This is a genomic window from Prosthecobacter debontii, from assembly GCF_900167535.1.
GTDB classification, from domain to species: Bacteria; Verrucomicrobiota; Verrucomicrobiia; order Verrucomicrobiales; family Verrucomicrobiaceae; genus Prosthecobacter; species Prosthecobacter debontii.
Genome location: NZ_FUYE01000013.1, coordinates 1 through 25,202, shown reverse-complemented (window position 1 = coordinate 25,202; position 25,202 = coordinate 1). Strand labels below are relative to the sequence as shown.

The following is a 25,202-nucleotide window of genomic DNA, read 5'->3' as shown; positions in this document are numbered from 1 at the left end:
AACCCGTGTCTTAGCCCGGCCTTTCAAGGCCGGGTCTGTGCACACGAAATCGTGTTTTCCTCGTCATGTCGCAGAGCGACATCCGAACCCCTCGCCATATCTCCAATCAACGATCTCACCCTCTGGATCAGGTCCCTGTTACCCCCAAATATACTCAGGCTTCCACTCGATCCCATGACGTTCCAAAAACGCGACGAACTCTTCTTGAAAGGTTTTGGTTCGATGATGCTGTCTCTGGTTCTTGATATACTCGAACACCTCTCCAACCTGCGATTGGCTGACAGAAAAAGCGCCATAACCATCTTGCCATTCAAAGGCACCCAGCTCGTGTGGAAAGGTTTCATGAAGCCACTTGGAAGAAGGGCCTTTGAGCCATTGAATCGCCTTACTCACATCCAAATTGGGCGGCAAGCGAACCAGCGCATGGACATGATCGAACCAACCACCAACGCACAGCGGTTGCATTTTCTTCTGATGGGCGATTCCAGCGAGGTATTCCCACAGACGAGGTTGCAGCATCTCTGATAAACAAGCCGTCCGATTCTTGGTGCTCCAGATCAGATGATACGTCAGGCTGTGAAATGAATCGGCCATAGGATGCGGCTGGAGCCTTATCCTGACTTTCGCGAGAGTGCAATGGCGTTCACCTTAAACAACGGCCGGTTCGGATGTCGCTCTGCGACATGCACGAGAAGGCAAGAGGATACGCACCACATCCCGGCCTTAAAAGGCCGGGCTAAGACACGGTCGCCGCTCTGCGGCTTTGGCGTATCGTTCCAGCTAACAAACGCGTCACAAAACAAGCCGCAGACTGCATGCGAGGAGGATACCCTCTCAAATTGGCCATCTTACTTTGGCGCGTTAGACCGAGGCAAAGACATGCCTCTCACCAGCTTTAATGAATCCCTGCGCAGCTTTGAAGTCATCTTCGCCTCCGACAAGAGCACTGAACTGGGCGGCAAACCGGTGACGATTGCTGAGCTGGACTAATCGCTAACGAGAAGCGTTTCACCAAACCACGTGGGGTTCGCACCACGAGGCTTGTTTTTGTCGGCTCGATACCCTCCCAAACGAGCTGCCCCAATCGAAGAAATTCGATCTAAAAAATCGCGTTCCCTATCATACACGGCATCAGCTGCCGTCACTCACAGTCATTCCAACCATGAAACGCCCCTTTCTCTGCCTTGCGATGCTGGCCTGCGCGATACCGTGGCTCACCGCACAGGATAGTTCGAATGTGAAACCCAAGCGTAAGGCAGCCGCAGCCAGCAAGGGCCCGCAGCAGCCACTGGGAGAGTCGTTGATTTACAAAACGATCGAAGGCAAAGATCTCCACCTCTATGTGATGAAGCCTCAGGATTGGCAGGCTTCAGACAAACGCCCCGCCGCCGTCTTTTTCCACGGCGGAGGATGGAAAGCGGGCAATGCTTCCCAATTCAATTATCAGGGTCATCATCTGACCACCCGTGGGATGGTGGTGGTGCAGGTGCAATACCGGCTGATCCAGCAAGATGGAGAGATTCCGCTGAAAGCCGCCGCAGATGCGCGCTCGGCCATGCGCTGGGTGCGCGCGCATGCGAGTGAGCTGGGGATTGATCCGAATCGCATCGCCGCCGGAGGAGGCTCGGCGGGAGGTCACTTAGCCGCCTATGTCGGGATGGTGGACGGTGCTGATGACCCATCAGACGACCTCAAAGTATCTCCGAAGCCCAATGCACTCCTGCTCTTCAATCCAGCGCTGCTGCATGGCCAAGAACGCGCAACACTCACCCCTGAAATCAGGGCTAAGCTAGCTCCGATCTCGCCATGGAAAGCGGCTACCCCAGATGATCCGCCTGGCCTCATCCTGGTCGGCTCCGAAGACGGCATTTTGAAACCCGACAAGGTCAAGGAATTCCAGGACATGTGCCACGCCGTCGGTGTGCGCATGGAGGCCGTGATCTATCCAGGTGAAGGCCACGGCTTTTTTGGTCTGAACAAATCCCGAGAGCGCTTTTTCGATACCGTCAGGGAGATGGAGAAGTTTCTCGCCTCTCTGGGCTGGATCAGCGGCCCACCGACCCTGACCCAGGAGAATGTGCTGGACTACGTGAAGCAGATCAAAATGTCCGCTTCCCGCTGAGTCCACCTAACTGGCAATGCGTTCCAGCTTGATCGGGTAGGTCTGAAACGCGTTCCACTGGCAGACGATCAGGTCACCGTTTTCCAGCACGCAGACATCATGCCCGTGATCGATCACAGGCTGAGCCTGAGTGAGTGCTTTGAGTTGCCCCGCTTCATACACAGGCTCGGTTCCACCTGGAGCACTGATGACCTTCCCATCCAGATCAAGAATCACGGTAAAACCCGAAGGGTTCTGCGGGAGCTTGCTGCGCACCGGATCGAGCGACCAGCACACCCCTGCATAGAGTTCTTGTCCTGAAATGACAGGGCGACACACCTTGCAACCAGGCACTGGCAACGTCTCCAGATACTTCCCTTCCAGCGTGAAACGGCGGAAGCAATGATCCGCACGCGAGGTCACCAGCACCGTCGCTTGATCAGCCCCTTTGCGAGTATCGATCTCGATGCCATGCGCGTTGTTGAGTCGCTCTTGCTCTGGGACGCCATCCTTCCCACCAAAGCGGGAGATGAACTTACCATTTCGATCATAACGCAACACATAGTTAGACCCGTAACCATCCACCACATAGATATCGCCATTCGGTGCGACAGCCGTTTCGGTGGGGTTAAAGAACATGTCGGGCTCATAGGCCCCCACGCTCATGGGATGGCTGATGCTAAAGATTTCGCGCCCCGCGAGGTCGATCTTACAGACCCGCCCCGTCTGCCGATAACCACCACCCCCACTTTTCCACAAACCGCTGTCGGTCACGAACAAAAACTCCTCTCCGTTCTCTCGGCTCAGCGTCAACCCATGGCCTCCCGGCCAGACACTGCCCCAAGATTCCACGATGGTGCCATCGGGCTTGAAGACCAGCATCTGATTGTCCCAGTGATCACCGATCATGAACAAGCGCCCGTCCTTCACCTGCACCATTTCATGGCAGTTTAAAATGGGATGATGCCTGCCCTGCCCCGGCGCCACCCAGTCTTTGATCACGCGATAGCGATGCTGACCGTGCCCGATCACGACATCCTTCTTCGGATCCGGTGCCGCACGCAAAGTCTCCGTGAAAGTGGCGGCAGCAGCCGTGGTGAGTCCTGCGAGAAAGTGGCGGCGGGTATTCATGGTGTTCGTTTTCTAGCGTGGATGATTCCGAGAGGGAATGCTGATCTCATGTTGAATCCAACTCACGGTTGGAAACGAGCACCTGATTTTGGAATGGGCAGCCTCCAGACTTGTGGGTTGAATCCTGCGCATGACACCCAAGGCCGAAAAGCTTCTTCCCCGCATTGAAAAAGCAGGCATCAAAGCCGCCTTGAAAGCAGGCCATCCTCTGGGGGAGGAAGAATTGCTCAAAGTGAAGGTCCAACTCTTGCCTGCCCTCTGGCGCTGGACTTTAGGCGGTTTTTCAGCCGCTGCGGCCTACGGCAGTTATCTGAGTTTTGACCCATCGGAGTCCGCTGTTGGCTGGGGCTTAGCCACCTTGGCGGTTCTCTTCTTTTTCTTTGCCGTCGTGGGGGTGCGCCGCACGCTGGCCGAGATCGTCAAAGGTCTGGATGCCACCTCCACGGCCGAACTGATGGAGGCGGCCCTGGAAGGCATGGGTGCAGTCATCGGCAGCATCTTCGATGGCGTGTAGCGAAGATCAGGATCAGGTCCGCCCTTGCCAGAAAGCCCGCCTTCGGCATGATGCCGCCATGGGTAAACTCCAAGACAAAGTCGCAGTCGTCACCGGTGCCGGACGTGGCATCGGCAAAGCCATCGCTGAAAAATTCGCCTCCGAAGGCGCTAAGGTCGCCATCATCAGCCGCACCGAAGCGAATTCTCAAGCCGCCGCTGAAGCCATCAACGCCCAATTCCCGGGTGCCGCTAAGGGCTACGCGGTGGATGTGGCCAATGGCACCGCCACTGCTGAACTGGGCAAGACGATCTTGGCCGACTTCGACCACGTGGACATCCTGGTGAACAACGCGGGTGTGACCAAAGATGGCTTGCTCCTGCGCATGAGTGAAGAGGATTGGGACTTCGTGGTGGATACCAACCTCAAAGGGGCCTTCAACATGGTGAAAGCCTTCCAGCGCAGCCTGCTGAAGCAGAAAGGCGCGCGTATCATCAACGTCGCCTCCGTGATCGGGCTCATCGGCAATGCAGGCCAAGCCAACTACGCCGCTTCGAAAGCCGGCCTGATCGGCTTCACCAAGTCCCTCGCCCGTGAATTTGCAGGCCGCGGTGTCACCGCCAACGTCATCGCCCCCGGTTTCATCACGACCGATATGACCGGCGTCTTGGATGAAAAAGTGAAGACGGCGGTGCTGGAAAAAATCCCGCTCGGAGACTTCGGCCAAGCCGACGACATCGCTGCCGCAGCGACCTTCCTGGCCAGCGGTGAAGCCCGCTACATCACGGGACAGGTCCTCGCCGTGGATGGCGGTATGGTGATGTAATCACGCATGGCCTCACGACGCAGCACCTGGGCTTTCATCGGGCTTCTCAGTCTCCTCCTGGCAGGCATCATCGTGCCTTTCATGATCTGGGGCGAGAAGTTCGATGCGGTGCTGACCCTTGAAGGGGCTCGCCAGTGGATGGAGAGCTTTGGCCCCTGGGCGTGGCTGGCTGGTATCGGCCTCCTGATCGCTGACATCGCGCTCCCCATTCCCAGCACGGTGGTCATGTCCGCCCTCGGGTGGATGTATGGCTGGCTGCTGGGAGGCCTCATCGCGGCAGCAGGTTCCTTTGCCTCAGGCATCGTCGCCTACGGCCTCTGCCGCTGGCTTGGGCGGTCGGCCGCTTTGAAAATCGCAGGAGAGGACGCACTTGAGCGCGGTGCCGCGTTTTTTGCCCGCCGGGGCGGCATCGTCGTCACGGTCTCGCGTTGGATGCCCGTTTTACCTGAAGCGATCTCTTGTCTTGCGGGACTGGTGAAAATGCGCTGGAGCGTTTTTGTTCTATCGCTGGCCTGCGGCTCACTTCCCCTCGGGTTTGCTTTTGCGGCCATCGGTCATCTCGGTCACGCCAGCCCTGGAGCGGCCATTGCCCTGAGCGCTCTTCTGCCCGTGCTGCTTTGGTCCCTCTCGCGCCGCTGGCTGAAGTAAATCGGCTTTGCCCACAACTCAGTTCCTGGATCGACGGTATTGCACAGCCGCTCCGGCACCGCCTGAAAACGCTCCGCCAAGTCGCGGGGTCACTTCCACTTCGGGCAGCATCCACACCACCTTTCGGGGGAGCTTACGTCGGGCACGCTTCCGAGCCATCCACAATCCCATAACGGCAAGAAGACCGACTCCGCCAAGCCCCATCACATTTTGGGAAGGCAAGTTTAAACTCTGTAGCGTGGATTTGAAATCGCCTAGATCCGCAGCGGGAGCGGGTAACGGCACCGCTCTCCCCACTTCCTGCACCTCGGTCTTTTCCTGATCGACGGAATTTGATACCAAAACGGGAAGCCCCTTCTCCAACCAAAAAAGGCGCGTGGATAAACGCACCACAAAGCGCTGAAGTTGGGCATCAGGGTCTTGCACCCGGAGAGCATCTTCAATGCAATCCTCGGCCATCTCCGTCAGACCATTCAAAGAGGCGTGATCACTCACCGCCTGAGTGACCAAGAACCGAGTCCGCCAAGGTTCTCCCACAGGGTAAAGGGCCAAGCAAACCTCATGCTGAGCATCCTGCCGCAACCGCCCCATCCATTCCTGAAAAGGCCGAATGTCGGTGACTTGCTGGTGATGATCCATGGCCACCACATACAAAATGATGCGCGCCTCAGATGCATGAAACTCCAGAAGCCTGCGCACATCTTCCGCAGGCACCTCGGTCACCAACGATTGCGGATCCACAAAGTACTCATTGCGCGGTCCCGACTTCAACGCAGCCAACATGCCCTCGGGGATCTCACGTAACGCCAGATGCGACGTCGGTGTGGTTGTGGCTTGGCTCGGCGCGCTTGGCACATTGAGCAAGCCCCCATGGAGAAATAGATTGAGGTCGTTGGAACTGAACTCAGAATCCTCCAGCAGTAGAGGCGGTGACTTCAGCGCTCCCGGCATGCCCAGATAAAACTCACTGGAAGACTCCAACTCTGAGCCTTCAGGAAGAAGGTTCGAAAAATTCCGCCCCGCCTCCTGCGGTTGATCCGCACGAAGCGGAAAATCCCAGGTCGGCAGAGGCGGCTCTTCATCCGCCCCGACCCTGCAGACGCATGCCATCACGAAGATTGGCAGCAGCTTTGTGCGTTGGAGGATCGAATTCATGACGGATGCCCTCGCGAGACGTCCTGGCGCGCAGGACGATGCGCCGCCCGTAGAGGCTGCAAGCCAATCTCCCCGAGATCCGCATTGACCCGCCCTAAATTGTTGGGCGCCGTTTCAGGGCGCGGTTGAGCCGCCTTGCTCAACGTTTGCTGAGTCAGCTCGACCACACGCTCAATCGCCGCGCCAAAATGACGGCCTTCCAAAAGCATGCAGGACTGTTTAAGGATGCGTTGAAGCTCAGCCTCGCTCAAATGTCCTTCCAGAGCGTATCCGACCGTCAAAGCCAAGGTTTCACGACTATCGTCAATAACCAAGGCGCAGCCGAAGTCATTCCTCTTGGCCATCTCACGCGTGTGAAAGGCCCCGTGATTGATCAGCCAGAAGCCCAGATCACGAGCCGAGATCGTGGGTGGCAGAGCGCCAAGGTAAACGGCAAAGAAGCACTGCGGAAAAGTGCGCTCAAATTCGTCGAGAATGATTTCCAGATGGCGCTGCTCTTTAAGGCTGAGGCAGTTACCATTATCCGTCAGGCGCTCCAGCCGGACCCATTCCGCCCCCAGCAAAGCACGAATGCTCCGAACGCTAAAACCACAGTTTCGGCATTCGCCCGCATCAGACGCCAAAACGGCTGAGCAATGAGGACAATTCATATTTTTAATAAACACTAAAATTCAAGGATGACAATCCAATTCTTGGACCCTTGAATCGATCTGTTTACGAAAAAAGTGTTTACACCCTTCCGCCACTGTGGTTCAAATCGTTTGATATTCTGGTCCGATAAATGCGTTAAGCTTTATTGACCCCCCCACCTTTAGCGTTGCTTATCATGAGACAAACTCACTTATTCACTCTGGTTGCACTAGCTTCCTTGACGTTGCAGAGCCATGCCAAATGGAGCCGGCTGCCCTCTGTGGATGAAAAGCCCGTCAGCATGGCAGGCCTTCTTTCTGGAACGACCGTCTATGATTCCAAAGGCCTGAATCCAGCCAACGCCCTGTTGCTGAGTGACCCCGTCAAGCCTGTGAACCTTCCTGCGGGCAAGAGCGAAGCCGTCTTGAAGTTCGCCAAGCAGTCCGTGGTCAAAGACGTCTCTTTCGTCAGCGATGGCATCGAAGGTAAAGTAGCCCTCTCCACCAGCACCGATGGCAATGCCTGGAGTCCTGTCGATAACGCTGTGTTTTCGGCCTCTGATCGTATGATCAAGCTCAGTGGCGGTGCTGCTCAAGGCCGTTATCTCCGCATGCAGTTCGACTTGGTTCGCGGCGGTGTCATCCGCAGCTTCCAGGCCATCGGTTCGACCACGGACGCCAATTACACCGTCAGTCAAAACTCGGACGGCACCGGTGCTCCCGTCAACTTTGCTGCAGGCATCGGTGGCGGTCGTTTGCTTTACATCAGCCCCGAACTTTTCGGCTCCAATAACGAGGCCGTGAAGAACAACCTGCTCGAATTCCCTGAGTCCGACGAGAAATACCGCACAGCCGTTTATGACCTGGGTCAGGTCCGCACGCTGAATGAGTTTGGTTCCGTTCACTCCCCTCGTCCGGTGCGTTTTAGCGTGTATGCTTTCGACTCACTGCCTGAGAAGGAAGACTGGCGCGGACGCCTTGCTTTCGACCCCACCGTGTTCGATAGCAGCGAGCCTGTTGCACGTGCTGAAGACTCCTCCGGTTCTGGTTTCCTGAAAGCCAAGCCTAGCAAAGCAGTGAAGTCCCGTTACATCGCTCTGCGCTGGGAGCCAGACTTCAACCCTCCAGGTTTCAGTGCCTACTCCGTTTCCATCACAGGTGCTGCATCGGTCACCTTCAGCGGCGGTGGCGTCACCGTGACCAGCACCAAGGATGCTAACGGCAACACCGTTTACACCGTCGAGTCCGATGGCCAAACCAACCTCGTCATCTCCGTGGATGCCAACGGCAATGTCACCGTCACTGGTGAAGGCGCTGGCCCAGGTGCTAACGGTACCACCGTCGAAGTGAATGGCGACAATGCCGAGGGCGAAGGCGCCACCATCAATGGAGTCACGATCGGTGCCCCGAGTGCTAGCGGAGCGGGTCTCGCTGGGCCGGGCGGAAATAACAACGATGATGACCCGCCGGATACGACGGAGCCTTCTCCTCAATCCATGCCGGAATAGTCATTCCTATTGATCCTAGGTATTTAAAAAATGCGGGCCTGAAAAGTCCCGCATTTTTTTTGTCCTTTAATCGAGCTCTTTCACTTTTTGCATACTGCCAGTCACTCGAAGCCATCCATCAATGACCTTGGCAACGGGCACAGTCGTTAGTTAAATGATAACGTCATGATACCCTCAGTTTACGATTCGCCCGTTTTCCACATGGCCTGCCAGCAATTTGATCTGGTTGCTGACTTTCTAGACATCCCTGACAATCTACGAGATCGCCTCAAACTCCCACGACGCGCCCTCACCGTTTCCATCCCCGTCCGCATGGACGATGGCAGCACTCAAGTTTTCACGGGCTATCGCGTGCAGCATCACCTCACGCTTGGCCCAACCAAAGGCGGCATACGTTTTCATCCTGATGTCACCCTGGGTGAAGTCGCGGCCCTCTCCATGTGGATGAGTTGGAAATGTGCCCTCACCGGTTTGCCCTATGGTGGAGCTAAAGGCGGCGTGTGCTGTGATCCAGGCAAACTCTCCGTAGGCGAGCTGGAAAGGCTCACCCGCCGTTATACACAGGAGTTGATCCCCTTCATCGGCCCTCAACTGGATGTGCCTGCGCCGGATATGGGCACCAATGAGCAAGTCATGGCCTGGATCATGGACACCTACTCGCTCCAGGTGGGTCACTGTGTGCCTGGTATAGTCACCGGTAAGCCCGTCGGACTTGGCGGCTCCCTTGGCCGACGCGAGTCCACCGGCCGAGGTGTCGCTTATCTCGTCTCACGCGCCATGGACACCCTCGGCATACCTGCCGACGGGGCGACTGCCGTGATTCAAGGTTATGGAAATGTGGGCTCTGTTGCCGCCATCTCCCTGGCTAAGCAAGGCGTCAAGATCACTGCGGTCAGCGATGCCTTCGGCGGCATTCACAATCCACAAGGGCTCGATCTGATGGCGCTCAATGAGTATGTGGCGAAAAACAAAACGGTCGTCGGGTTCCCTGAGGCCACTTCCGTCAGTAATGCCGAGCTACTGCTGCTGCCCTGCGACATTCTCATCCCCGCAGCTTTGGAGCGCCAAATCACAGGTGAAAATGCCGCTAGGATCCAATGCCGAATTCTGGCTGAAGGTGCCAACGGCCCCACCACGCCTGAAGCGGATGTCATCCTCAGCCAACGCCCTGACATCTTCATCATTCCCGACATTCTCTGCAACAGCGGGGGCGTCATCGTCTCTTACTTCGAATGGGTGCAGGATCTCCAGAGCTTCTTCTGGGGTGAGGGAGAGGTGCTGGACAAACTCTTCCGCATTCTGGAGCAGGCCTTTGGCCAGACCTTCCAACTCCATAAAAAACGCGGCGTCTCCATGCGCTTCGCCGCGCTTAGCCTGGGGATCAAACGCGTGTGGGAGGCCAAGCAAACACGCGGCCTCTATCCGTAGTCTAAACCGCACGAAGACTCCTCAGGAGAACGACTTGCGCAGGTGGCTGGGCAGGATGCCCAACGCCTCACGGTATTTCGCCACCGTGCGGCGCGCCACCTTGATCCCCTGCTTGTCTAACAGCTTGGCCAGCTTGTCATCGCTCAGCGGTTTCGCCTTAGCTTCGGTCTTGATCAGATCAGCGATCGCATTTTTCACACTCGTGTTGCTAAGGTCCTCACCCGACTCCGTCTTCACCCCATGGCTGAAGAAAAACTTCAGCTCATACACACCGTGCGGCGTCGCCATGTATTTGCCTGAAATCGCACGACTGACCGTGGTCTCATGCACGCCGACCTCATCGGCCACTTGAGCCATGTTGAGAGGGCGGAGAAAGCTTGTCCCCTTCTCCAAAAACTCACGCTGATGGGCGAGAATCTGTGTCGCAATCTTATGGATCGTCTGCTGACGCTGATGGATGGAGCGAATCAGGAATTTACCACTGCGAATCTTATCGCGGATGTAGTTTCGCACCTCACCGCTGCTGCTCGCTTGCCCGAGAAGGTCCTTGTAAGCATTGCTCAGACGCAGGCTCGGCAGGTCATCGTTGTTCATGACCGGCACCCACTCGCTGCCCTGGCGCTCGACGATGATGTCAGGGCTGACGTAATTGTTGCTGCTGGGATTAAACCTTGAGGCCGGACGCGGGTCCAGTGTGCTGATGAAATCGGCTGCACGTGAGACCTGCTCGAGCGGCACCCCGAGTTTCCTTGCCAAGATCGGATAGCGTTTGTTGGCCAGATCCTCCAGATACTGATCCACGAGGCGATGTGCCAAGCTGTGCTTTTTGCCCAATCTTTCGAGCTGAACCAGGAGACACTCCCGCAAATCATCCGAGCCGACCCCCACAGGGTCAAACGACATCAACACGGCCTTGGCCGCATGCAGATCGTCAATCGGCACACCATGCATGAGGCTCATGTCTTCGACCGATGAATTTAAGAAACCGCGGTCATCGAGGCTGCCGATCAAGAACTCCACATTCTTGACCAGAAGCGGATCTTCAATCTCAGCCGTGCGCAGTTGTGAAACCAGATGCTCCTGCAAGGTCGTAGGAGCCACGATCGAGTCCATCAGGAACTGCCAACGTTCTTGATCATCGGCGCTGCGATTGGCCGTCTGCATCCGGCTTTGCGCCCAATACTCACGCCACTCCTCATCCATCTGAGACAGCGCATCCAACTCATCACGATCCCCTGAATCGCGATCGTCAGGATCATCCGGCACGGCATCCTCCAGAGAGACCTCGGGAGCCTCAAGCTCTAAGACGGGGTTAATCTCGATCTCTTGCTGGATGATCTGCCGAAGCTCAAGCGTGGGAGCCTGAAGAATCTGCAGGCTCTGCTGCATCTGAGGCCCGATAGCGAGCTTCTGCGTTTGAGTTTGGTAAAGTCCTTGATCAGCCATGGTTGGTTGGCGGCACCCCTTTCATTGGCGCACCACACTATCAAGCAGATATCAGGCCAAACGCTCATTTTCTCACCCAAACCCGAACAAAAAAAGAAAATGGCACGCTATCTTGCAGAAAGCAGGAGGATTACGGGCGTGCAGGTCCGCTGGGAAAAATCGCTCCCGTCACCGCTCCTTCGCAATCCAGAATCACGACTTCCCTTTTCCCCACAACCTCCCTGTGTTGCAATAATAGGCGCGAGACATACACCTCCCCCCATTCCACCTCCCTCTCAAAGAACCGCGCCAGCGGAGTCTCGAGGGGCACCACCGCGAGGCAACGGCTCGCGTCCGCTTCACTTCCTTCGAGAGCGACACAGAAGTGTTCCTGTCGGACCGCTTCAGTCAATTCCACCCCATGCGTCCTTTTCACCAGTACTGACAGCCACACGGGTTCGTCTGACCTGGAGGCTAAAAATTTCTCGAAGCCCTTCTCATGCGTTTCCTCAAACAGCGTCCAGCCCAATAGAAAAGAGCCGTCCGTCTGAGCCACGAGTTGCAACCGCGCCCCTGATTCAGCATTCAGGTTCGTTTTCACATCCATCAGCGGCACCAGCTCTTGTCCAGGCAATGAACGTGGCACCACCGCCGCCGGCCCCAGAGACTTCAAAGTCACCGAACGCCCCTGAAAAAATTCGGCGATTTGCGCACGGTGATCCTCACCCTCCGCCACCCGCTTGAGACGCTCATCGAGAGTTCCTGCACGAAAAAGCTTTTCTAAAAGCTCCGCCGCAGCGCTCTTGGCCGCCACAAGATCCAGCACCGGAGCAGTAGATCTCGTCTCCGCTTTGGCCTCCTCCGATTGCTGAGGGGGATTCGGCGCACTCAAAGCCGTTGGGGGTTCTACCTCATACTTTCCTGCGGTGGGTGTGTCAGGTGTCACCGCAGGCAGAGCCGCTCCCTGCAAAGCCGGAGGTCGAGGTGCCGCAAACTCGGCCACCATTCCCGGACGAGCCATCTGCCATGCCAGCCAACCCAAGCCCGCCATTACCAGCAGCAAAAATAACCCCAAGGGCACATTCCGCTCATCTCGTGCCGGGCTCCACCCCGATTCCTCAGAGTCAAAACGCTCGGAGGCCATCGGATTACCATCGTGCCCGCCGGGGGGCGAGACCAATGCTTCGGGACGGCTTCCAGGCACCTGAGTCGCCCCCTGGCGCAGAGCCGCCAAAGGATGAGGTTGCTCCACCGGAGTCGGCCAAGGCGCATGCTCAGGCATCGGAGCCAGACTCGCCGGAGCAGGAACGACCGCCCCAGGAATCCAGTGAGCCGCAGGCGCAGAGATCGGCCCTGTCTCCGAGGCTCCCACACCAAAAGACGACGGCACAAGCAGGGTCGGAGCTGTAGGCCAGATGGGCGCCACCGGTGCCGGTGGATACAGAGGATGCGTCTGCGGAGAAAATTGGGGCGGCTGCTCGGGCGCAGGTGGCCAAGCCTTGGGCGGATCGGCAATTCCCATGCCAGGGCCTGCGGACGGCGCAGGAAATGTCGGCTTCGCGGGAATGACTCGTTTTTGAATGGGCACACTGGCCGCAGACCGCCCCGGAGGGCCTGCAGCAGGCGCATACGTCACCATCGGAGCGCTCCGCGCACAATGCGGGCACGTCACCAGCGCCTCAGCCCGCTGCGGCAGCGAGATGAAGGGGCGGCTACATGCCGGGCAGCGCAGACTAACGACACCATTGACCATTCAGCGGAGATTATGACGCATAATCCTCGCCTTTCCAGCATCCGCTTTCCTTAGAAGCCCTCCTTTTGTTTGGTGCGCCCGCCCGGATTCGAACCGAGAACCAAGGGATTATGAGTCCCCTGCTCTAACCGTTGAGCTACAAGCGCTTTTTGAAAGGAATGGCCTAAACTCTTCCCCCTTCTTACAAAACGGATCTTCTGAAGCCAAGAGAAACCATCTCTAGCATCATTATGCAAGGGGGTTTCAAAAGCCCCTCCAAGTTTAGCCATCTCCAGACGCCCCCCATCACCGACACTTCACTCCACCCGCTCTTTGGTATCGTCTTGTTGAGTTCTGTGATGTTTTTCATTTTCCGTCTTCTTGGCTCACAGACCTGCTTAACTGCTTGAGCGTGAGCTCTTTGAGAAACCCGCTCGAAGCGCACAAACACCCCTATCCCCCGCTCACCAGCCCCCCTGGTGAAGGTGCCAGCAGAGCGCCCCGATCTCCCCCCATCCCCCTCCTAAGACAGATCACATCCGCTCATTTTTCGATTTCCCCCTCATCTTCGACCCGAGAAATCAAATTCCTCGCAGATGAACAAGACCCTACCCCACGGGCCCCCAAACGCCTCAAAAAACAGCTAAGCCCCAATCTTCTCAGGCAATCCCCGTGCTTTTCCTATCAAGAATGAAAAACCTTATGGAAAAGGATGTGAAAAAATACTTGAGTTCAAGAACGTTCTTTTGAACACTTTGCAAGCAAACACTGCAAATTGCCATTTCAAGAGGGACACCGGATGATGCCAGAAACCTTCTCCACCTTTTTCTCCAGAGCGAGCGGCGTTGATCGTCAGCGCTACGATTACCAAGAGTGCCTCGCTTCCCTGCCCTGCGAATCCCGCCTGATCTCCGTCCCCACGGGTTTAGGCAAAACCGCCGCCGTCATATTGGCTTGGCTTTGGAATCGCGTTCACAACAAAAACCCAAGCTGGCCCCGCCGCCTCGTCTATTGCCTGCCCATGCGCACGCTGGTGGAGCAAACCCGCGATGAAGCCCAAAAGTGGCTGACGAACCTTGGCCTAACGGGTCAAGTCGGTTTGCACATTCTCATGGGGGGTGAAGACACCGAAGATTGGGACCTCTACCCCGAGAAAGACGCCATCCTCATCGGCACTCAAGACATGCTGCTCAGCCGCGCTTTGAATCGTGGCTACGGCATGAGCCGCTACCGCTGGCCCATGCACTTTGGGCTGCTGAACAATGACTGCCTTTGGGTGCTGGATGAGACGCAGTTGATGGGGCCGGGACTCAGCACAGCATGTCAGCTTGAGGCTTTTCGAAAAAATGATGATGGTTTTTTTGGATCGTTCCCTGGCGGGCAATCTATCACTTGGTATGCCTCGGCCACAGGTAACGCTGAACACTTACAAACTCGCGAATGGCGGGGTATAGCCCGAGAAGAGGATTTCTTCTTTGACCTCAAAGAGGAAAAGGACGCCACAAGCGGCCCAGTTGCGGAGCGATTGGGGGCAACTAAAAGCATCAAACTTGAGCCATCCAAAAACTTTGGCAGCAAGGGCGAAAAGCCTGACGCACAGCTCATTCAAACCATTCTGCAGAAGCACCGCGAAATGGTGGAAACGCTACAACAGGCCCCATCAGCTATTCCAAGGCGCAGCCTCATCATCTGCAACACGGTGGATCGTGCTAGCAAAGTTTACACAGCCATCAAATCAGTGCTCGGCGAGTCCCACAAAGAAGATTTATTGCTCATGCACTCCCGCTTCCGTCCGAATGAGCGGCGCGAACAAGTGCTACGCCTGAACGCAGAGCACCTTGCTCAATGCCCAGCGGGGCAGATCGTGGTGGCCACACAAGTCATTGAAGCGGGTGTTGACCTCTCCAGTGACTTGCTGTGGACAGAGATCGCACCATTGGCCTCCATAGTGCAGCGGCTCGGCAGATTAAACCGAGGCGGGGAGTTCGGTTTTGGCAATACGGCAAAGCATGGCTTTACTCCTCAAGCAACTGTGGTCGGCATTGACGCGCCTAACCCTAGAGATGGAACAAAGAGAAATGCAAAGGAGTCTGCGGAGGCAATTGGTAAAGCCACCACAGCTTATCTGCCGTATTCTTGGGAAAAGGCTCTGGACGCCTTCGATGCCCTAAAACTCCTCAAAGCCGACGCCTCTCCTCGAAACATCGAAAAAATCCAATCGCAAGTTCAGGCCTCCATTGAGCGCTGCCCCTACTCGCTACAGCGTCACGAACTGCTCGATTTTTTCGATACAGACTCCAACCTTTCCCTTGGGTTTACCGATGTGTCGCCTTTCGTTCGTGGCACGGATGCAGACACGGATTTTCAGGTTCTCTGGCGCAATCGTCTCGGCAGCGATGAAGAATGGGATGGTTCAGAGCCAGATTCCAACTATCGCCCCGACTTTCAGCGCCAGGAACTCTGTTCTGTCTCCATCAGCAAGATTAAAGAGGCCCGTGCCATCCTCAATCAAGGCTGGGTTTGGCGTGGAAAAGAGTCGGGCTGGATCAGTGTGCGGGACAGTGATGTATATCCAGGCATGACAATCCTTCTTCCGTGCAAAGCAGGTGGATACTCTGTGGAGGATGGTTGGACAGGCGTCTTCAATAAAGACAAGCCTATCAGCGACCTTTATGAGCCGCGCGCGAGCTTGTCTGATGAAGACATGCTCTCAAGCCTCGAAAACGGCTGGCAAAGCATCGCAGAACACACCCTGGAGGTGCAAGCCGCCTTTGAAGCCATCCTTCGTAAACTACCTGAAGACTTTCTTTCGTCCGAAGAACGTCAAGCCTGCGAACGCGGCATCCGTTGGCACGATGTCGGCAAGAACCACCCGGCATGGAAGACCGCGGCCCTCGAAGCGCTGACTGACGCCAAAATCGACACCACCGGTAAACCACACCCGCTAGCCAAGTTCTCTTTGTCTAATAGCCCCGATCTCGTTTACCCAGATGGAAAACCCAAGTTCACTGGTCGCGAACTCAAACGTGAGATCAACCGCCTCCGCCGTAGCTTTAAGCCCGGCATGGCCCATGAGGTCGCCTCGGCTCTGGCCTTCCGGCAAGCGGAACAAAAACGTCTCGGTCCATCACGCGATGCAGACATCCTCAGCCTCCTCGCAGAATACCTCATCATGGCCCACCACGGCCATGTGCGAAAAGTTCTGCGCGACGAGTTGCCCAAGAACCGCACCGAACCCAAAGATGCCGAGACTGTGCGAGGCATCAAAGATGCTGATGTACTCGAATCCGTCGAAATCGGCTCTGAAACGCTTGGCCCCTTCACTCTCCTCACTGATTGCCGCAAGATGGGTCGTCGGGATGTAAACGGCAATGAAAGTTATACGCGTGGCGTCCTCCGCCTTCTGGAACGCTACGGACCATTTCGCCTAGCTTACTTTGAGGCCTTGTTCCGTGCCGCAGACATCCGCGCATCCATTCTCGCCAAGGACAAACCATCTGCATGAATACCATGTCCGACTCGATTCCACTCCCAGGGTGCCGCCACGACATTCTCGGTCACTATCTCAAGGCCATCGGCATCCTCCGCGTACTCGCCAAATGCGCCGCTCCTGAGCACCGCGATCCAAATGCGGAAGGTTGGTGGAACTCTGATGACGCCGTCTTCTATCTTCGTTCACCAAAGTATCCAACCATGGACGCACTGGTGGAGTTCTTTGAGAAGTATTATCAGCCAACGCCTGTGTTCTCACCTTGGAATACAGGTGGAGGCATGGATGAGAAAAAAATCATCATCTTCCGCTGTGCCCCCAAACCATGGCATGATTATTGGCAAGCAAACAAAGCTGCACTACTCGCTCACGGCTTTCCAAAACCGGAAGGAGATGAAGTGCCAGCCATGCCAGAGAAAGCTTTTGAGTTAAAGCTGCCGCAGTGTGAATTGAAGCCAACAGATGACATCGAGATCAGCATCACTGTTGGGAAACAAAAAAAGCCCAAAACCGCGATCCAAATTTCATGGTCACACGCAGCTTGCACAAAGCTCTTCGAGGCTATGTCAGTTCAGCGCCCAATATTAGAGCGATGCATCAAATTTACCGATTCCGTCGTTAGCAAGTTCATTCCGGGTAAAAGCGAATTTACGTTCGACCTCAAGGATGAGGCAGCGCTTAGTAGCCTAGCCCCAATGCCGGGTGCTAAGTATTCCGTTCAGATCAAAGAATCAGGTAAAAAGGCAGTTATGGCTCTGCTGGCGAACGAGCTAGCATCACACCCAGATGCTTTGACTTCACTTAACTTGGGGCGCGAGTGTTTCGCGGACTTCCAAGCGGATGAAACAAACGGAACTGCGTTACTTGAGCAATTCAGGGACAAAGTTCCTGCCTCGGCATCACAAGCCATCGATTCTGTTTTCACAACAAGAGCTGCAACAAGGCCCGTAGATAGCCCCTTGTTTCTGAATCGAGGTAAAGCGGGAAATAGCGAAGTTTTCAGAGCTTACTGGGGCTTTTTCCTCGCTGCAAAAGTGGCTGCCGAGAACAATGTTAAAGGCTCGCTCTTTGGGTTAGCCTCAGAAGACACTCCTCCCAGGGATGGTGCTTCGCCTTTCTTCCCCGATGCATTCAAATCCTACAACATTGGTTCAGGGTGGGTCCAGTCAGATTACCCAATCTATCCGCTTGATTACGTTCTCGCTGTTGAAGGAGCCTTCGCCATGCGGGGAGGTGCCGCCCGTACACTCGGGGCCAACTCCAAGCGATTCGCGGCCTTCCCGTTCGTCTTCGATTCTGGCGAAGAAATGGTGGATGATGAGAATACAATAACGGGCACCAGTTCCGCCCTCTGGTTTCCGCTCTGGGATCGCCCTACCACATTCGACGAACTTGCCAGTTTCATCACCGATGCCCAAGCGCGACTTCCAGGCAAGGAAGCCCGATTTTCCGCAGAATTCGTCCGGGCAATGAACTCTCAGGGGGTGGATGCTGGCTTCGCAGGCTGGCAGGAGTTCCGATTCAGAATGAAAGGCAGTAAAGTCCCCTGGATTACAACCGGACGATTCATCGCGGCAAGTCACAACAAAGCCGCTACTGTGCTAAACCGCGCCCTCTCGCCATTTGATGAGAGCCGTTTCATGGATCAGTTTGATTTTAGCCGAAATAAGAAAACTGGGGAAATCGAAAAGGATGGTCCACACTCTGTGCGAGCCGATATCAATGCAGCAATGGAGACAGCAGCGCTTGATCCCACGGCTTACCATTGCATGGCGCTACTAGTGTCAATCTTCAGAGCCTGCCGCCAGCTCGCCATCTCCAAATCCTTCCGCGACAAGGTCCATGGCATCGGCACTTTCTTCGATAAGTTACCTATGGCCGAGTGGCGTGAGCTTTTGACAGACTTTGATCGTCCAAATCAATCTCATGCTGCGGAGTTCCGCATTGCTCGTGCAATTGCCTCCATTCCTGGCTTGATGCTCCAGCACGATCAAGGGTCGCGCTCCAAAGTACAACCCATGCTTGGTTCCTTGCTTCCGCTCACTTATAGCTATGGCCGTTGGCAGTTGGATGAAACTGGCAACCAAGCTGTCTGGACAGGTTCCGATCTGTGCCACGACCTCAGCATGGTTCTTCAGCGCCGTTACATGGATTCGCTCAAAGACGACCAGCCTGCCTTGCATGGGGTGCATCAGGCACGATTGGCGGATGTGGTGGCCTTTCTGAATCATGAGCTGGACGATCACCTCATCACCAGTTGGATCGAAGCGCTCAGTCTCATTGGCTGGCACTTTGAAAAGCCAGAGGTGGTTGCCCAAAAGGAAATCGAAGAAGCACAAACTGCAGCGGACGAAGCTCCGTTTGATCTTGCAGAAGACAATCAATCAAAAGCATCACCAGCATTTCATCTAGCTTACGCTGCCCTGCGCACCCTACTTGAACTGGAATGCGGGTGGCCAAGGAAGAACTGCGCCCGTTGGAAGAAACGCCGCAGTCAGCAACCGATTTTCCACCTCTGCCAACGCTCCGCCAGCAGCCTGCCCCTGGCAGTCAGCGAGGCGCTGCGCTGGATTGGCATTTGGGGTGTTAGCAATCCCTGGGGAGCCAAATCCCGCCAGGAAAAAGAAATCCTCAGTGGGCGCTACATCGTCCGTCTCGGTCAAAGCGACCTAAACTTCACAGACTCACCCGTCGATCCCGCTCGCCTCGCTGCTGCTGTCTGTATCCCTCTTGCTTGGGAAGACCAGTGGCTGCTCCGCCGCGCTATTACCCTGCCTTTCTCTGCCTAAACTCACCTCAAACGATAATCACATCCACCATGTCTAACCCCACCGAATCCACACTTCTTGAATTTGGAGGCTTCATCGTCCCCGCAGGCTGCCGCCGCATACTCATTACAGCCGAACTGGAACCTTCCAACGAAGGCTCCCTCATCCAACCCACAGGCTTTCCGGACCTCGGCCCAGTCTTGTATCCCGATCCAGGCGGCAAGAATGGTCTCATTTGTCTCATCGAGTCCGAAGCCTCCATGGCGAACCGTTTGGAGGAAGTGTGCTTTGATAACAAATACGTCGGTAGCTTGAAGAACACCTTTGATGGATTGCCTTACTTGAAGGCAGAGACCAATAGGGAGTTTACAACGGCGTCGACGATTGATGGTCATCGTTTCGCTTCCGACTTCCTCGCGAAAGGGAAAGCAAAGTTCTCGCAGGATGGAAATGAAACCACTCTCGCAGATCACATCAAGACAAGCCTGGCTATGACGGATGGGGGGAAGTCCATGCCTGTGGCAAACATCCCGAACGTGTTCCCTTTGGTCATGGGACTCGATCCCATGTCCCTTATCCACGGTTTTCAGATTTCCAACGAGCAAATCAAGTTTGTAGGACTTCGCCTGCCCCGTGCGCTTAATGCCTCGATTGTTGGATTCAACTGCAATCGTGTCACTGTCCCCGGCATCAAGTTTAACGTCGGTCAGGTCGATAGTGACTCTGGTCAGGCCATTTTCCAGAAAGCCCGTATCACAGCCAAAAAGATCGAAGCCAGATTCTCCATTGATGTCGGCCTGTTGGCCTCCCTACGTCTCGATCACCTCGAAGCCGATGATAAACCCGGCCAATATCAGTCACCCAGGCTCCAACTACTGCTTGCTATCTCTCTTTGGAAAGTAGCCACCTTCCTTGATCTGCTCAAACATGAACTGAGTTTGCGGACAGAGTGCAAGCTGCGCATCAAGCGAAATGAAACTAAGGTTGCACCACAATACTCAATCGAAGGTGCCACTTCTACCACAGGCGACTTCGGATACGAGGCCATCGCAGCCACCTCTCTCGCAAATGATAGCAGTCTCATCTCCAAAGCCGGTTTACCAAAAGGCCGTTCTCCGCTAACCCTCCAGTTCTAAGCGGTCATGCTTACCATCCAGATCAAACTCCACTGGGATCGCTATCATGCACATCCTTGGGGGCAGAACCCAGGCCGAGTGAAGGAGGCTGAATGGCCTCCTAGCCCTTGGCGACTTCTTCGTTCTCTTGCGTCGGCTTGGTTTCGCTCTCATCCTGGGGTTGCTCATTCCGATGAATTGAAGGCACTGATTGAAACACTAGGGCAACGCCTTCCTCTCATCGGCATCGGCAAAGTCAGCTTCGCCCAAACCGTTCACTATCAGCCAAACTATGGAAAAAGAGACAAAGCGACTGCCACTTACGGCACTACACGACACGAGAACCACTTTGCCGCCACTACACAACCAATTTGCTTCCGTTGGAATGACCTGATTTTGGACGCTCCTAAAAGGGACCTGCTGACGGTTTTATTAAAGCATGTATCTTACTTTGGTAGGGCCGATTCCATCTGCGCAGCAAGCCTTTCGACGGACGACTGGAGAGAACCGAGGGACTTTGGATGGTGCAAACCCTGTCTCTCAGCCGACAATAAGCCGCAGCGACGTATCGCCCCCAAATGCCGTGACGTTTTCTGTGCAGATCCTTTTGACTTTCAACTCACCGACCTATGGCAGCGCAGAAACTCCGGCACTGAGTCGAAGAACGCTCCCGTTCACCTAGTAAACCAAATGCTCACAACGGACATGCAGGTGGATGGTGGTTGCCTTATCTCCTACGAGATGCCGAAAGGCTGGCCTCAGGATTGGGTGGTAAAAACGCCTCGAAGTGAAAAGAAATCGGACAAACCAGAGCCTTCGGACGGCCCCAAGGTTGCCCGCTACTTGCGCTTTTCTCTGCAATGCCGCGTTCCCATTGCCACCAAGTTCACCGTTACGCTGGCGGAGCTGTTCCGAGCCGCAGTTAATCACCACCTCTGCAAGGTCCATGGGCAGGGAGTGAAAAGCCCGGCCCTGCTCGGTAAGGATGTCGCTGAAGGTCATCAGCACGCCTTCTACCTGCCGCTGTCCCAGGATCATTCACTGACAGACCTTCATATTTGGTGCCCAATGGGCCTCACCCGTACAGAAGTGGATGTGCTTCTTCGCATCCGCCGATTGAACTGGGGCAATGGCCGCTTCCCCGTCAATCCAGTTCTCACAGCGATGGGCATGGAACCGCCTTCCGATGCCAAGCTGGCCGTGGGCGATCAAACAATCCCGCCACTGATGAGCCGAATCTGGCGAAGTGAAACCCCGTTTGTTCCGCCGCTCCATTTCTATCGAGGAGACAAAAGTAATCCGAAGATTAAAGCGAACGCCACACCTGAACAGCAATTGGTTACCTGCCTTCGGCAAGCCGGACTGGACAAGCCGGTGACGATTGAACGATTACCCGCATTTCAGGCTGGACTGACTGAGGAGCCACAAGGAAGGCTGCCGCCAATGCCAGCCTGGGACATCGTCCGTGCTCCTGAAGGAGATGACCTCTCGACAATGCCTTTTGATCAAGCCATCGAAGTCGCTACCCATCAAAACTCTAGCGATTCAAGCAGAGCCCGTCACCGCCGTATCGGTTTTTTCATGCAGCTCACCTTTGACGAACCTGTGACTCTGCCCATGCCGAGCTTCGGCCACAGCTCACATTTCGGCCTCGGGCTTTTTGTTCCTGCGGATTGATCTTCTTTCGAAAGTCAGTTGCGGCGCAACTGACCTACTTTAACCATCTTTTGCTTTACGGGAATCTCGGCAGCGGCGATGGTTAGGCCTCACTGGTGGATTCCCTTATGAGTGCTCTCGACTTCCGGACTGCCCGAGCTCTGTTTCCGCATCAGCCCGAGATGTGGCAGGCGGATTACCTCTATGAACCGCTGCCTCTGCCGGTGGAGCATCCGGAGCTGGACCTCTTTGGCAGACAGCGGCTGGTGGATGAGGAAAGCGGGATCGGCCATGAGGCGGATGCTGGGAAGGAGCGGGGCACGACCGAAGCCGTAAGAGTGGCGGAGCCGATGAAGGCGCGGATGATGAACGAGTTCGTCTATTGCCCGCGCCTGTTTTATTATGAGCATGTCGAGGGGGTCTTCCTCGACAATGCGGATACGGAGCGTGGATCGGCAATCCATGAGAAGGTGAATCGCGGACGCGGTTCCCTGCCCCGAGCGAGGAAGAAAAAGAAGGCGACTCCAGAGACCGATGATGCCGAAGAGGTCGCCGCCACGGAGCAGGCGGAGGCGATGGCGGGGGGTGAGGCTGGCTCGGAATCCTCCGAAACGAAGGCCTCCCCTGCCCTGGATGCGACGGCGACAACGACTCCTGAGCCTGAGGTGGAGGTGATTCATTCCCGCTCTGCGATGATGAGTTCAGAACGGCTGGGCGTGGTGGCGAAGATGGATGTGATCGAGGTGGAGATGGCGGTGATCCCTCAGGAAGGCTGGGCCCGAGAGGAGCGCGGAGATTCGCTTCGCGGCGACGCAGCTTCTCCGCAGGAAGTCGAGAGACCCGCAGACCACCTAACCAAGAAGACGACAACCAAAAACCGTCGCAGCGGTGGGGATGAGGGGCCGGATCTTTTCTCTCTCGCAGCAGGACAAGATTCACCCCAAGCCGCAACGCCATCCCCTGCGGCGTCGGTTTCACCCCAAGGCGAGGGTTTGAACAAGGCAAGCGATGACGCCCCGGCTCTGCTGCATGTGCGGCTGAACGAGCATGTGGTGCACCGGGTGACGCCGGTGGATTACAAAGCGGGCTCGCCCAGGATCGGCGACGAGCGCAACGAGCTGTGGGATGCGGATAAGATGCAACTGGGGCTGCAAATCCTGATCCTGCGCGACAATGGTTATGCCTGTGATGAGGGGGTGATCTATTACCGGGGCACGAAACAACGCGTATCCCTGCTGATGACGCCGGAGCTGGAACAGTGGATCGAGGAAAAGCTGGTGGAAGCGCGGCAGGTGGCGGCCTCGGAGGTGATCCCGCCCCCGCTGGTGCACAGCCCGAAATGCGTGCGCTGCTCCCTGGCGCCCGTGTGCTTGCCGGATGAAACCCGACTGCTGAAGCGCGGGGCTGAGGCTGTCCCTAACGCAGACGCCAGTCGTAGAGCCCGAGGCCTGATGCCACCCCGGCGACTGATCGCGGCACGCGATGACGAACGAGCGCTGTATCTGAACTCGCAGGGACATCGCGTAGGTATCAAATCTGAGCGACTGATCATCAAGGACGGGGACAGTGTGATCGATGAGATCCGCCTCGGTGACGTGACGCATGTGGCGTTGTTTGGGAATATTCAAATCACGACCCAGGCGATCCAGGAACTGTGTCGCGAGGAGATCCCCTTGGCCTATTTCAGTCAAGGAGGCTATTTTTATGGACTGACCCGGGGGCATATCCTGACGAATGTGCATACGCGCATCCGCCAATTTGCCACCGCAGCCAATCCGCTCCAATGCCTGACCCTGGCCAAGAAGATGGTGCAGGCGAAGATCCGCAATCACCGGACGATGCTGATGCGGCTGCATGTGCAGGCCCCGCAAGCGGCGGTGACGGGAATGAAGGAGATCGGCAGTCGGGTAGCGGGGGCTCGGGGGTTGGATGAATTGTTAGGCTATGAGGGAGCCGCAGCGGCGCTTTATTTCCAACACTTCGCTGGGATGATCAAGGTGGGTGAGGAGGATCTGGACGATGAGATTCCGGGCTTGGAAATCTCCCGATCCACGGAAGCTCGGCGGGTGGAGGAAAAGGAGGTGTTCACCTTTGACTTCACCCAACGAAATCGCCGCCCGCCGAGGGATCCTGTGAATGCATTACTATCCCTAGCGTATAGTTTGTTAGCCAAGGATTGCACCATTGCGGCTCTCGCGGTGGGGTTTGACCCCTATGTGGGCTTTTATCATCAGCCGCGTCACGGTCGCCCGGCGTTGGCCCTGGATCTGATGGAGGAGTTTCGTCCGCTGATCGCGGAAAGTGCCGTGCTGACGGCCATTAACAATCGCATGGTGACCCCGGGACACTTTGTGCGCGCGGGTGAGTCGGTGAACCTGACCAAACATGGTCGGAAGGCTTTTTTCCATGCTTATGAGCAGCGGATGAACTCGCTGATCACACACCCGGTGTTCGATTACAAAGTGAGCTATCGGCGGGTGCTGGAGCTGCAAGCTCGGCTGCTGGCCCGCTGGCTGACAGGTGAGATCCCTGAGTATATTCCCATGGTGACGCGCTGAAGGCGGGTCGTTCTTTTCACCTTGAGCCCCCGCCTCCCAATGTCCGACCGCAGCTCGACCTCCAGCTCCCGCCACACGTATCTGGTGTGTTATGACGTGGCCCATGCCAAGAGGCTTCGGCAGGTCTTCAAAATCTGCAAGGACCATGGGACCCATCTGCAATTTTCTGTGTTCGAATGCGATCTGAACCCGCGTGAGCTGGTTCAGCTCCAGCGAACCTTGAAAGAGGTCATCAAGCATGACGAGGATCAGGTGTTGTTTGTCTCCCTTGGCCCAGCCGAAGGACGCGGCGACCGGGTGATCTCATCCCTAGGCCTGCCCTATTCTCGGTTTGATGCGCCCTGCTACGTGGTGTAAAACACCCACGTCTTCCCTGCTCTTTGACATTTTTAATCACGCGAGCGCCAGGTTACCGCGCTGCCCCCTGGCTTCGCTCGCGTGTTGATCATCAACCGATTGGCACCATCCCCCGTATCCTTTTCCCAAGGATCATACCAAGCCGCTATCAACCTCTCGCAAATTGATGCTGGAAAGCTTGA

At 56.0% G+C, this 25,202-nt stretch carries 18 protein-coding genes and 1 tRNA gene; 12 read left to right on the top strand and 7 right to left on the bottom strand.

Going from position 1 to position 25,202, the window contains the following annotated elements; translation table 11 throughout:
* Window positions 1-138: 138 nt before the first annotated feature.
* Complete coding sequence (tnpA, locus tag B5D61_RS17435; protein WP_078814712.1) at window positions 139-594, bottom strand: IS200/IS605 family transposase; 456 nt, start codon at window positions 592-594, stop codon at window positions 139-141.
* 568 nt (window positions 595-1,162) lie between these two features.
* Between tnpA and B5D61_RS17430 the strand changes: the two genes are divergently transcribed.
* Window positions 1,163-2,122, top strand: coding sequence for an alpha/beta hydrolase (locus B5D61_RS17430; RefSeq protein ID WP_078814711.1), 960 nt, complete (start codon window positions 1,163-1,165; stop codon window positions 2,120-2,122).
* A 6-nt stretch (window positions 2,123-2,128) separates the two neighbouring features.
* Here B5D61_RS17430 and B5D61_RS17425 read toward each other — a convergent pair whose 3' ends face one another.
* A complete protein-coding gene (locus B5D61_RS17425; RefSeq protein ID WP_078814710.1) occupies window positions 2,129-3,232 on the bottom strand; it encodes an NHL repeat-containing protein in 1,104 nt (367 codons plus the stop codon).
* Between the two features lie 130 nt (window positions 3,233-3,362).
* On the opposite strand from B5D61_RS17425, the gene B5D61_RS17420 reads away from it, so the two are divergent.
* The 3 genes from B5D61_RS17420 to B5D61_RS17410 are packed head-to-tail and all read left to right on the top strand — an operon-like array spanning window position 3,363 to window position 5,199.
* On the top strand, window positions 3,363-3,746 hold the full coding sequence (locus B5D61_RS17420) for a hypothetical protein (RefSeq protein WP_078814709.1): 384 nt from the start codon (window positions 3,363-3,365) through the stop codon (window positions 3,744-3,746).
* Between the two features lie 58 nt (window positions 3,747-3,804).
* The gene (fabG, locus tag B5D61_RS17415; protein ID WP_078814822.1) at window positions 3,805-4,551 is read left to right on the top strand and encodes a 3-oxoacyl-[acyl-carrier-protein] reductase; all 747 of its coding nucleotides are present in this window, start codon (window positions 3,805-3,807) and stop codon (window positions 4,549-4,551) included.
* 6 nt (window positions 4,552-4,557) lie between these two features.
* Window positions 4,558-5,199: a TVP38/TMEM64 family protein gene (locus tag B5D61_RS17410; protein WP_078814708.1), complete on the top strand. Its 642-nt coding sequence runs from the start codon at window positions 4,558-4,560 to the stop codon at window positions 5,197-5,199.
* 18 nt (window positions 5,200-5,217) lie between these two features.
* On the opposite strand, the gene B5D61_RS17405 is transcribed toward B5D61_RS17410, so the two are convergent.
* Both B5D61_RS17405 and B5D61_RS17400 read right to left on the bottom strand, forming a co-directional pair.
* Complete coding sequence (locus B5D61_RS17405) at window positions 5,218-6,354, bottom strand: hypothetical protein (protein WP_078814707.1); 1,137 nt, start codon at window positions 6,352-6,354, stop codon at window positions 5,218-5,220.
* Window positions 6,351-7,004 carry a TPM domain-containing protein gene (locus B5D61_RS17400; RefSeq protein WP_139373332.1) on the bottom strand — a complete coding sequence of 218 codons (654 nt, stop codon included), beginning with the start codon at window positions 7,002-7,004 and terminating at the stop codon, window positions 6,351-6,353. The genes B5D61_RS17405 and B5D61_RS17400 overlap by 4 nt, the downstream gene beginning before the upstream one ends.
* Before the next feature lie 281 nt (window positions 7,005-7,285).
* Between B5D61_RS17400 and B5D61_RS17395 the strand changes: the two genes are divergently transcribed.
* Together B5D61_RS17395 and B5D61_RS17390 are read left to right on the top strand one after the other, a co-directional pair.
* A complete protein-coding gene (locus B5D61_RS17395) occupies window positions 7,286-8,491 on the top strand; it encodes a hypothetical protein (RefSeq protein ID WP_139373331.1) in 1,206 nt (401 codons plus the stop codon).
* Window positions 8,492-8,656: 165 nt separating this feature from the next.
* Window positions 8,657-9,919 carry a Glu/Leu/Phe/Val family dehydrogenase gene (locus tag B5D61_RS17390; RefSeq protein ID WP_245846557.1) on the top strand — a complete coding sequence of 421 codons (1,263 nt, stop codon included), beginning with the start codon at window positions 8,657-8,659 and terminating at the stop codon, window positions 9,917-9,919.
* Between the two features lie 21 nt (window positions 9,920-9,940).
* On the opposite strand, the gene rpoN is transcribed toward B5D61_RS17390, so the two are convergent.
* The 3 genes from rpoN to B5D61_RS17375 all read right to left on the bottom strand — a co-directional run bounded on the left by rpoN (window position 9,941) and on the right by B5D61_RS17375 (window position 13,243).
* Window positions 9,941-11,365: an RNA polymerase factor sigma-54 gene (rpoN, locus tag B5D61_RS17385; RefSeq protein ID WP_078814703.1), complete on the bottom strand. Its 1,425-nt coding sequence runs from the start codon at window positions 11,363-11,365 to the stop codon at window positions 9,941-9,943.
* Between the two features lie 130 nt (window positions 11,366-11,495).
* Window positions 11,496-13,097, bottom strand: coding sequence for a hypothetical protein (locus tag B5D61_RS17380; RefSeq protein WP_139373330.1), 1,602 nt, complete (start codon window positions 13,095-13,097; stop codon window positions 11,496-11,498).
* A 70-nt stretch (window positions 13,098-13,167) separates the two neighbouring features.
* Window positions 13,168-13,243, bottom strand: a tRNA-Ile gene (locus tag B5D61_RS17375).
* 632 nt (window positions 13,244-13,875) lie between these two features.
* On the opposite strand from B5D61_RS17375, the gene cas3g reads away from it, so the two are divergent.
* From cas3g to cas2, 6 genes are all read left to right on the top strand, one after another.
* Complete coding sequence (gene cas3g, locus B5D61_RS17370) at window positions 13,876-16,581, top strand: type I-G CRISPR-associated helicase/endonuclease Cas3g (protein WP_078814701.1); 2,706 nt, start codon at window positions 13,876-13,878, stop codon at window positions 16,579-16,581.
* A 5-nt stretch (window positions 16,582-16,586) separates the two neighbouring features.
* Complete coding sequence (gene cas8g1, locus B5D61_RS17365; RefSeq protein WP_176159496.1) at window positions 16,587-19,355, top strand: type I-G CRISPR-associated protein Cas8g1/Csx17; 2,769 nt, start codon at window positions 16,587-16,589, stop codon at window positions 19,353-19,355.
* A gap of 29 nt (window positions 19,356-19,384) precedes the next feature.
* Window positions 19,385-20,470 carry a type I-G CRISPR-associated protein Cas7 gene (locus tag B5D61_RS17360; RefSeq protein ID WP_078814699.1) on the top strand — a complete coding sequence of 362 codons (1,086 nt, stop codon included), beginning with the start codon at window positions 19,385-19,387 and terminating at the stop codon, window positions 20,468-20,470.
* A gap of 6 nt (window positions 20,471-20,476) precedes the next feature.
* Window positions 20,477-22,126, top strand: a complete 1,650-nt coding sequence (csb2, locus tag B5D61_RS17355) for a type I-G CRISPR-associated protein Csb2 (RefSeq protein WP_078814698.1) — start codon at window positions 20,477-20,479, stop codon at window positions 22,124-22,126.
* A gap of 329 nt (window positions 22,127-22,455) precedes the next feature.
* On the top strand, window positions 22,456-24,663 hold the full coding sequence (gene cas4g/cas1g / locus B5D61_RS17350) for a CRISPR-associated endonuclease Cas4g/Cas1g (protein WP_425440072.1): 2,208 nt from the start codon (window positions 22,456-22,458) through the stop codon (window positions 24,661-24,663).
* 39 nt (window positions 24,664-24,702) lie between these two features.
* Entirely contained in the window at window positions 24,703-25,020 is a 318-nt protein-coding gene (gene cas2, locus B5D61_RS17345; protein ID WP_078814696.1) for a CRISPR-associated endonuclease Cas2, read from the top strand.
* The last annotated feature ends 182 nt before the right edge of the window (window positions 25,021-25,202 follow it).

Bases quoted from the DNA above. Each gene is read 5' to 3' on its own strand.
- cas4g/cas1g (WP_425440072.1), top strand. From the start codon at position 22,456: ATGAAGGCGCGGATGATGAACGAGTTCGTCTATTGCCCGCGCCTGTTT.
- fabG (WP_078814822.1), top strand. From the start codon at position 3,805: ATGGGTAAACTCCAAGACAAAGTCGCAGTCGTCACCGGTGCCGGACGT.
- B5D61_RS17420 (WP_078814709.1), top strand. From the start codon at position 3,363: ATGACACCCAAGGCCGAAAAGCTTCTTCCCCGCATTGAAAAAGCAGGC.
- cas3g (WP_078814701.1), top strand. From the start codon at position 13,876: ATGATGCCAGAAACCTTCTCCACCTTTTTCTCCAGAGCGAGCGGCGTT.
- B5D61_RS17395 (WP_139373331.1), top strand. From the start codon at position 7,286: ATGGCAGGCCTTCTTTCTGGAACGACCGTCTATGATTCCAAAGGCCTG.
- rpoN (WP_078814703.1), bottom strand. From the start codon at position 11,365: ATGGCTGATCAAGGACTTTACCAAACTCAAACGCAGAAGCTCGCTATC.
- B5D61_RS17410 (WP_078814708.1), top strand. From the start codon at position 4,558: ATGGCCTCACGACGCAGCACCTGGGCTTTCATCGGGCTTCTCAGTCTC.
- B5D61_RS17380 (WP_139373330.1), bottom strand. From the start codon at position 13,097: ATGGTCAATGGTGTCGTTAGTCTGCGCTGCCCGGCATGTAGCCGCCCC.
- cas2 (WP_078814696.1), top strand. From the start codon at position 24,703: ATGTCCGACCGCAGCTCGACCTCCAGCTCCCGCCACACGTATCTGGTG.
- tnpA (WP_078814712.1), bottom strand. From the start codon at position 594: ATGGCCGATTCATTTCACAGCCTGACGTATCATCTGATCTGGAGCACC.
- cas8g1 (WP_176159496.1), top strand. From the start codon at position 16,587: ATGTCCGACTCGATTCCACTCCCAGGGTGCCGCCACGACATTCTCGGT.
- B5D61_RS17360 (WP_078814699.1), top strand. From the start codon at position 19,385: ATGTCTAACCCCACCGAATCCACACTTCTTGAATTTGGAGGCTTCATC.
- csb2 (WP_078814698.1), top strand. From the start codon at position 20,477: ATGCTTACCATCCAGATCAAACTCCACTGGGATCGCTATCATGCACAT.
- B5D61_RS17400 (WP_139373332.1), bottom strand. From the start codon at position 7,004: ATGAATTGTCCTCATTGCTCAGCCGTTTTGGCGTCTGATGCGGGCGAA.
- B5D61_RS17430 (WP_078814711.1), top strand. From the start codon at position 1,163: ATGAAACGCCCCTTTCTCTGCCTTGCGATGCTGGCCTGCGCGATACCG.
- B5D61_RS17425 (WP_078814710.1), bottom strand. From the start codon at position 3,232: ATGAATACCCGCCGCCACTTTCTCGCAGGACTCACCACGGCTGCTGCC.
- B5D61_RS17405 (WP_078814707.1), bottom strand. From the start codon at position 6,354: ATGAATTCGATCCTCCAACGCACAAAGCTGCTGCCAATCTTCGTGATG.
- B5D61_RS17390 (WP_245846557.1), top strand. From the start codon at position 8,657: ATGATACCCTCAGTTTACGATTCGCCCGTTTTCCACATGGCCTGCCAG.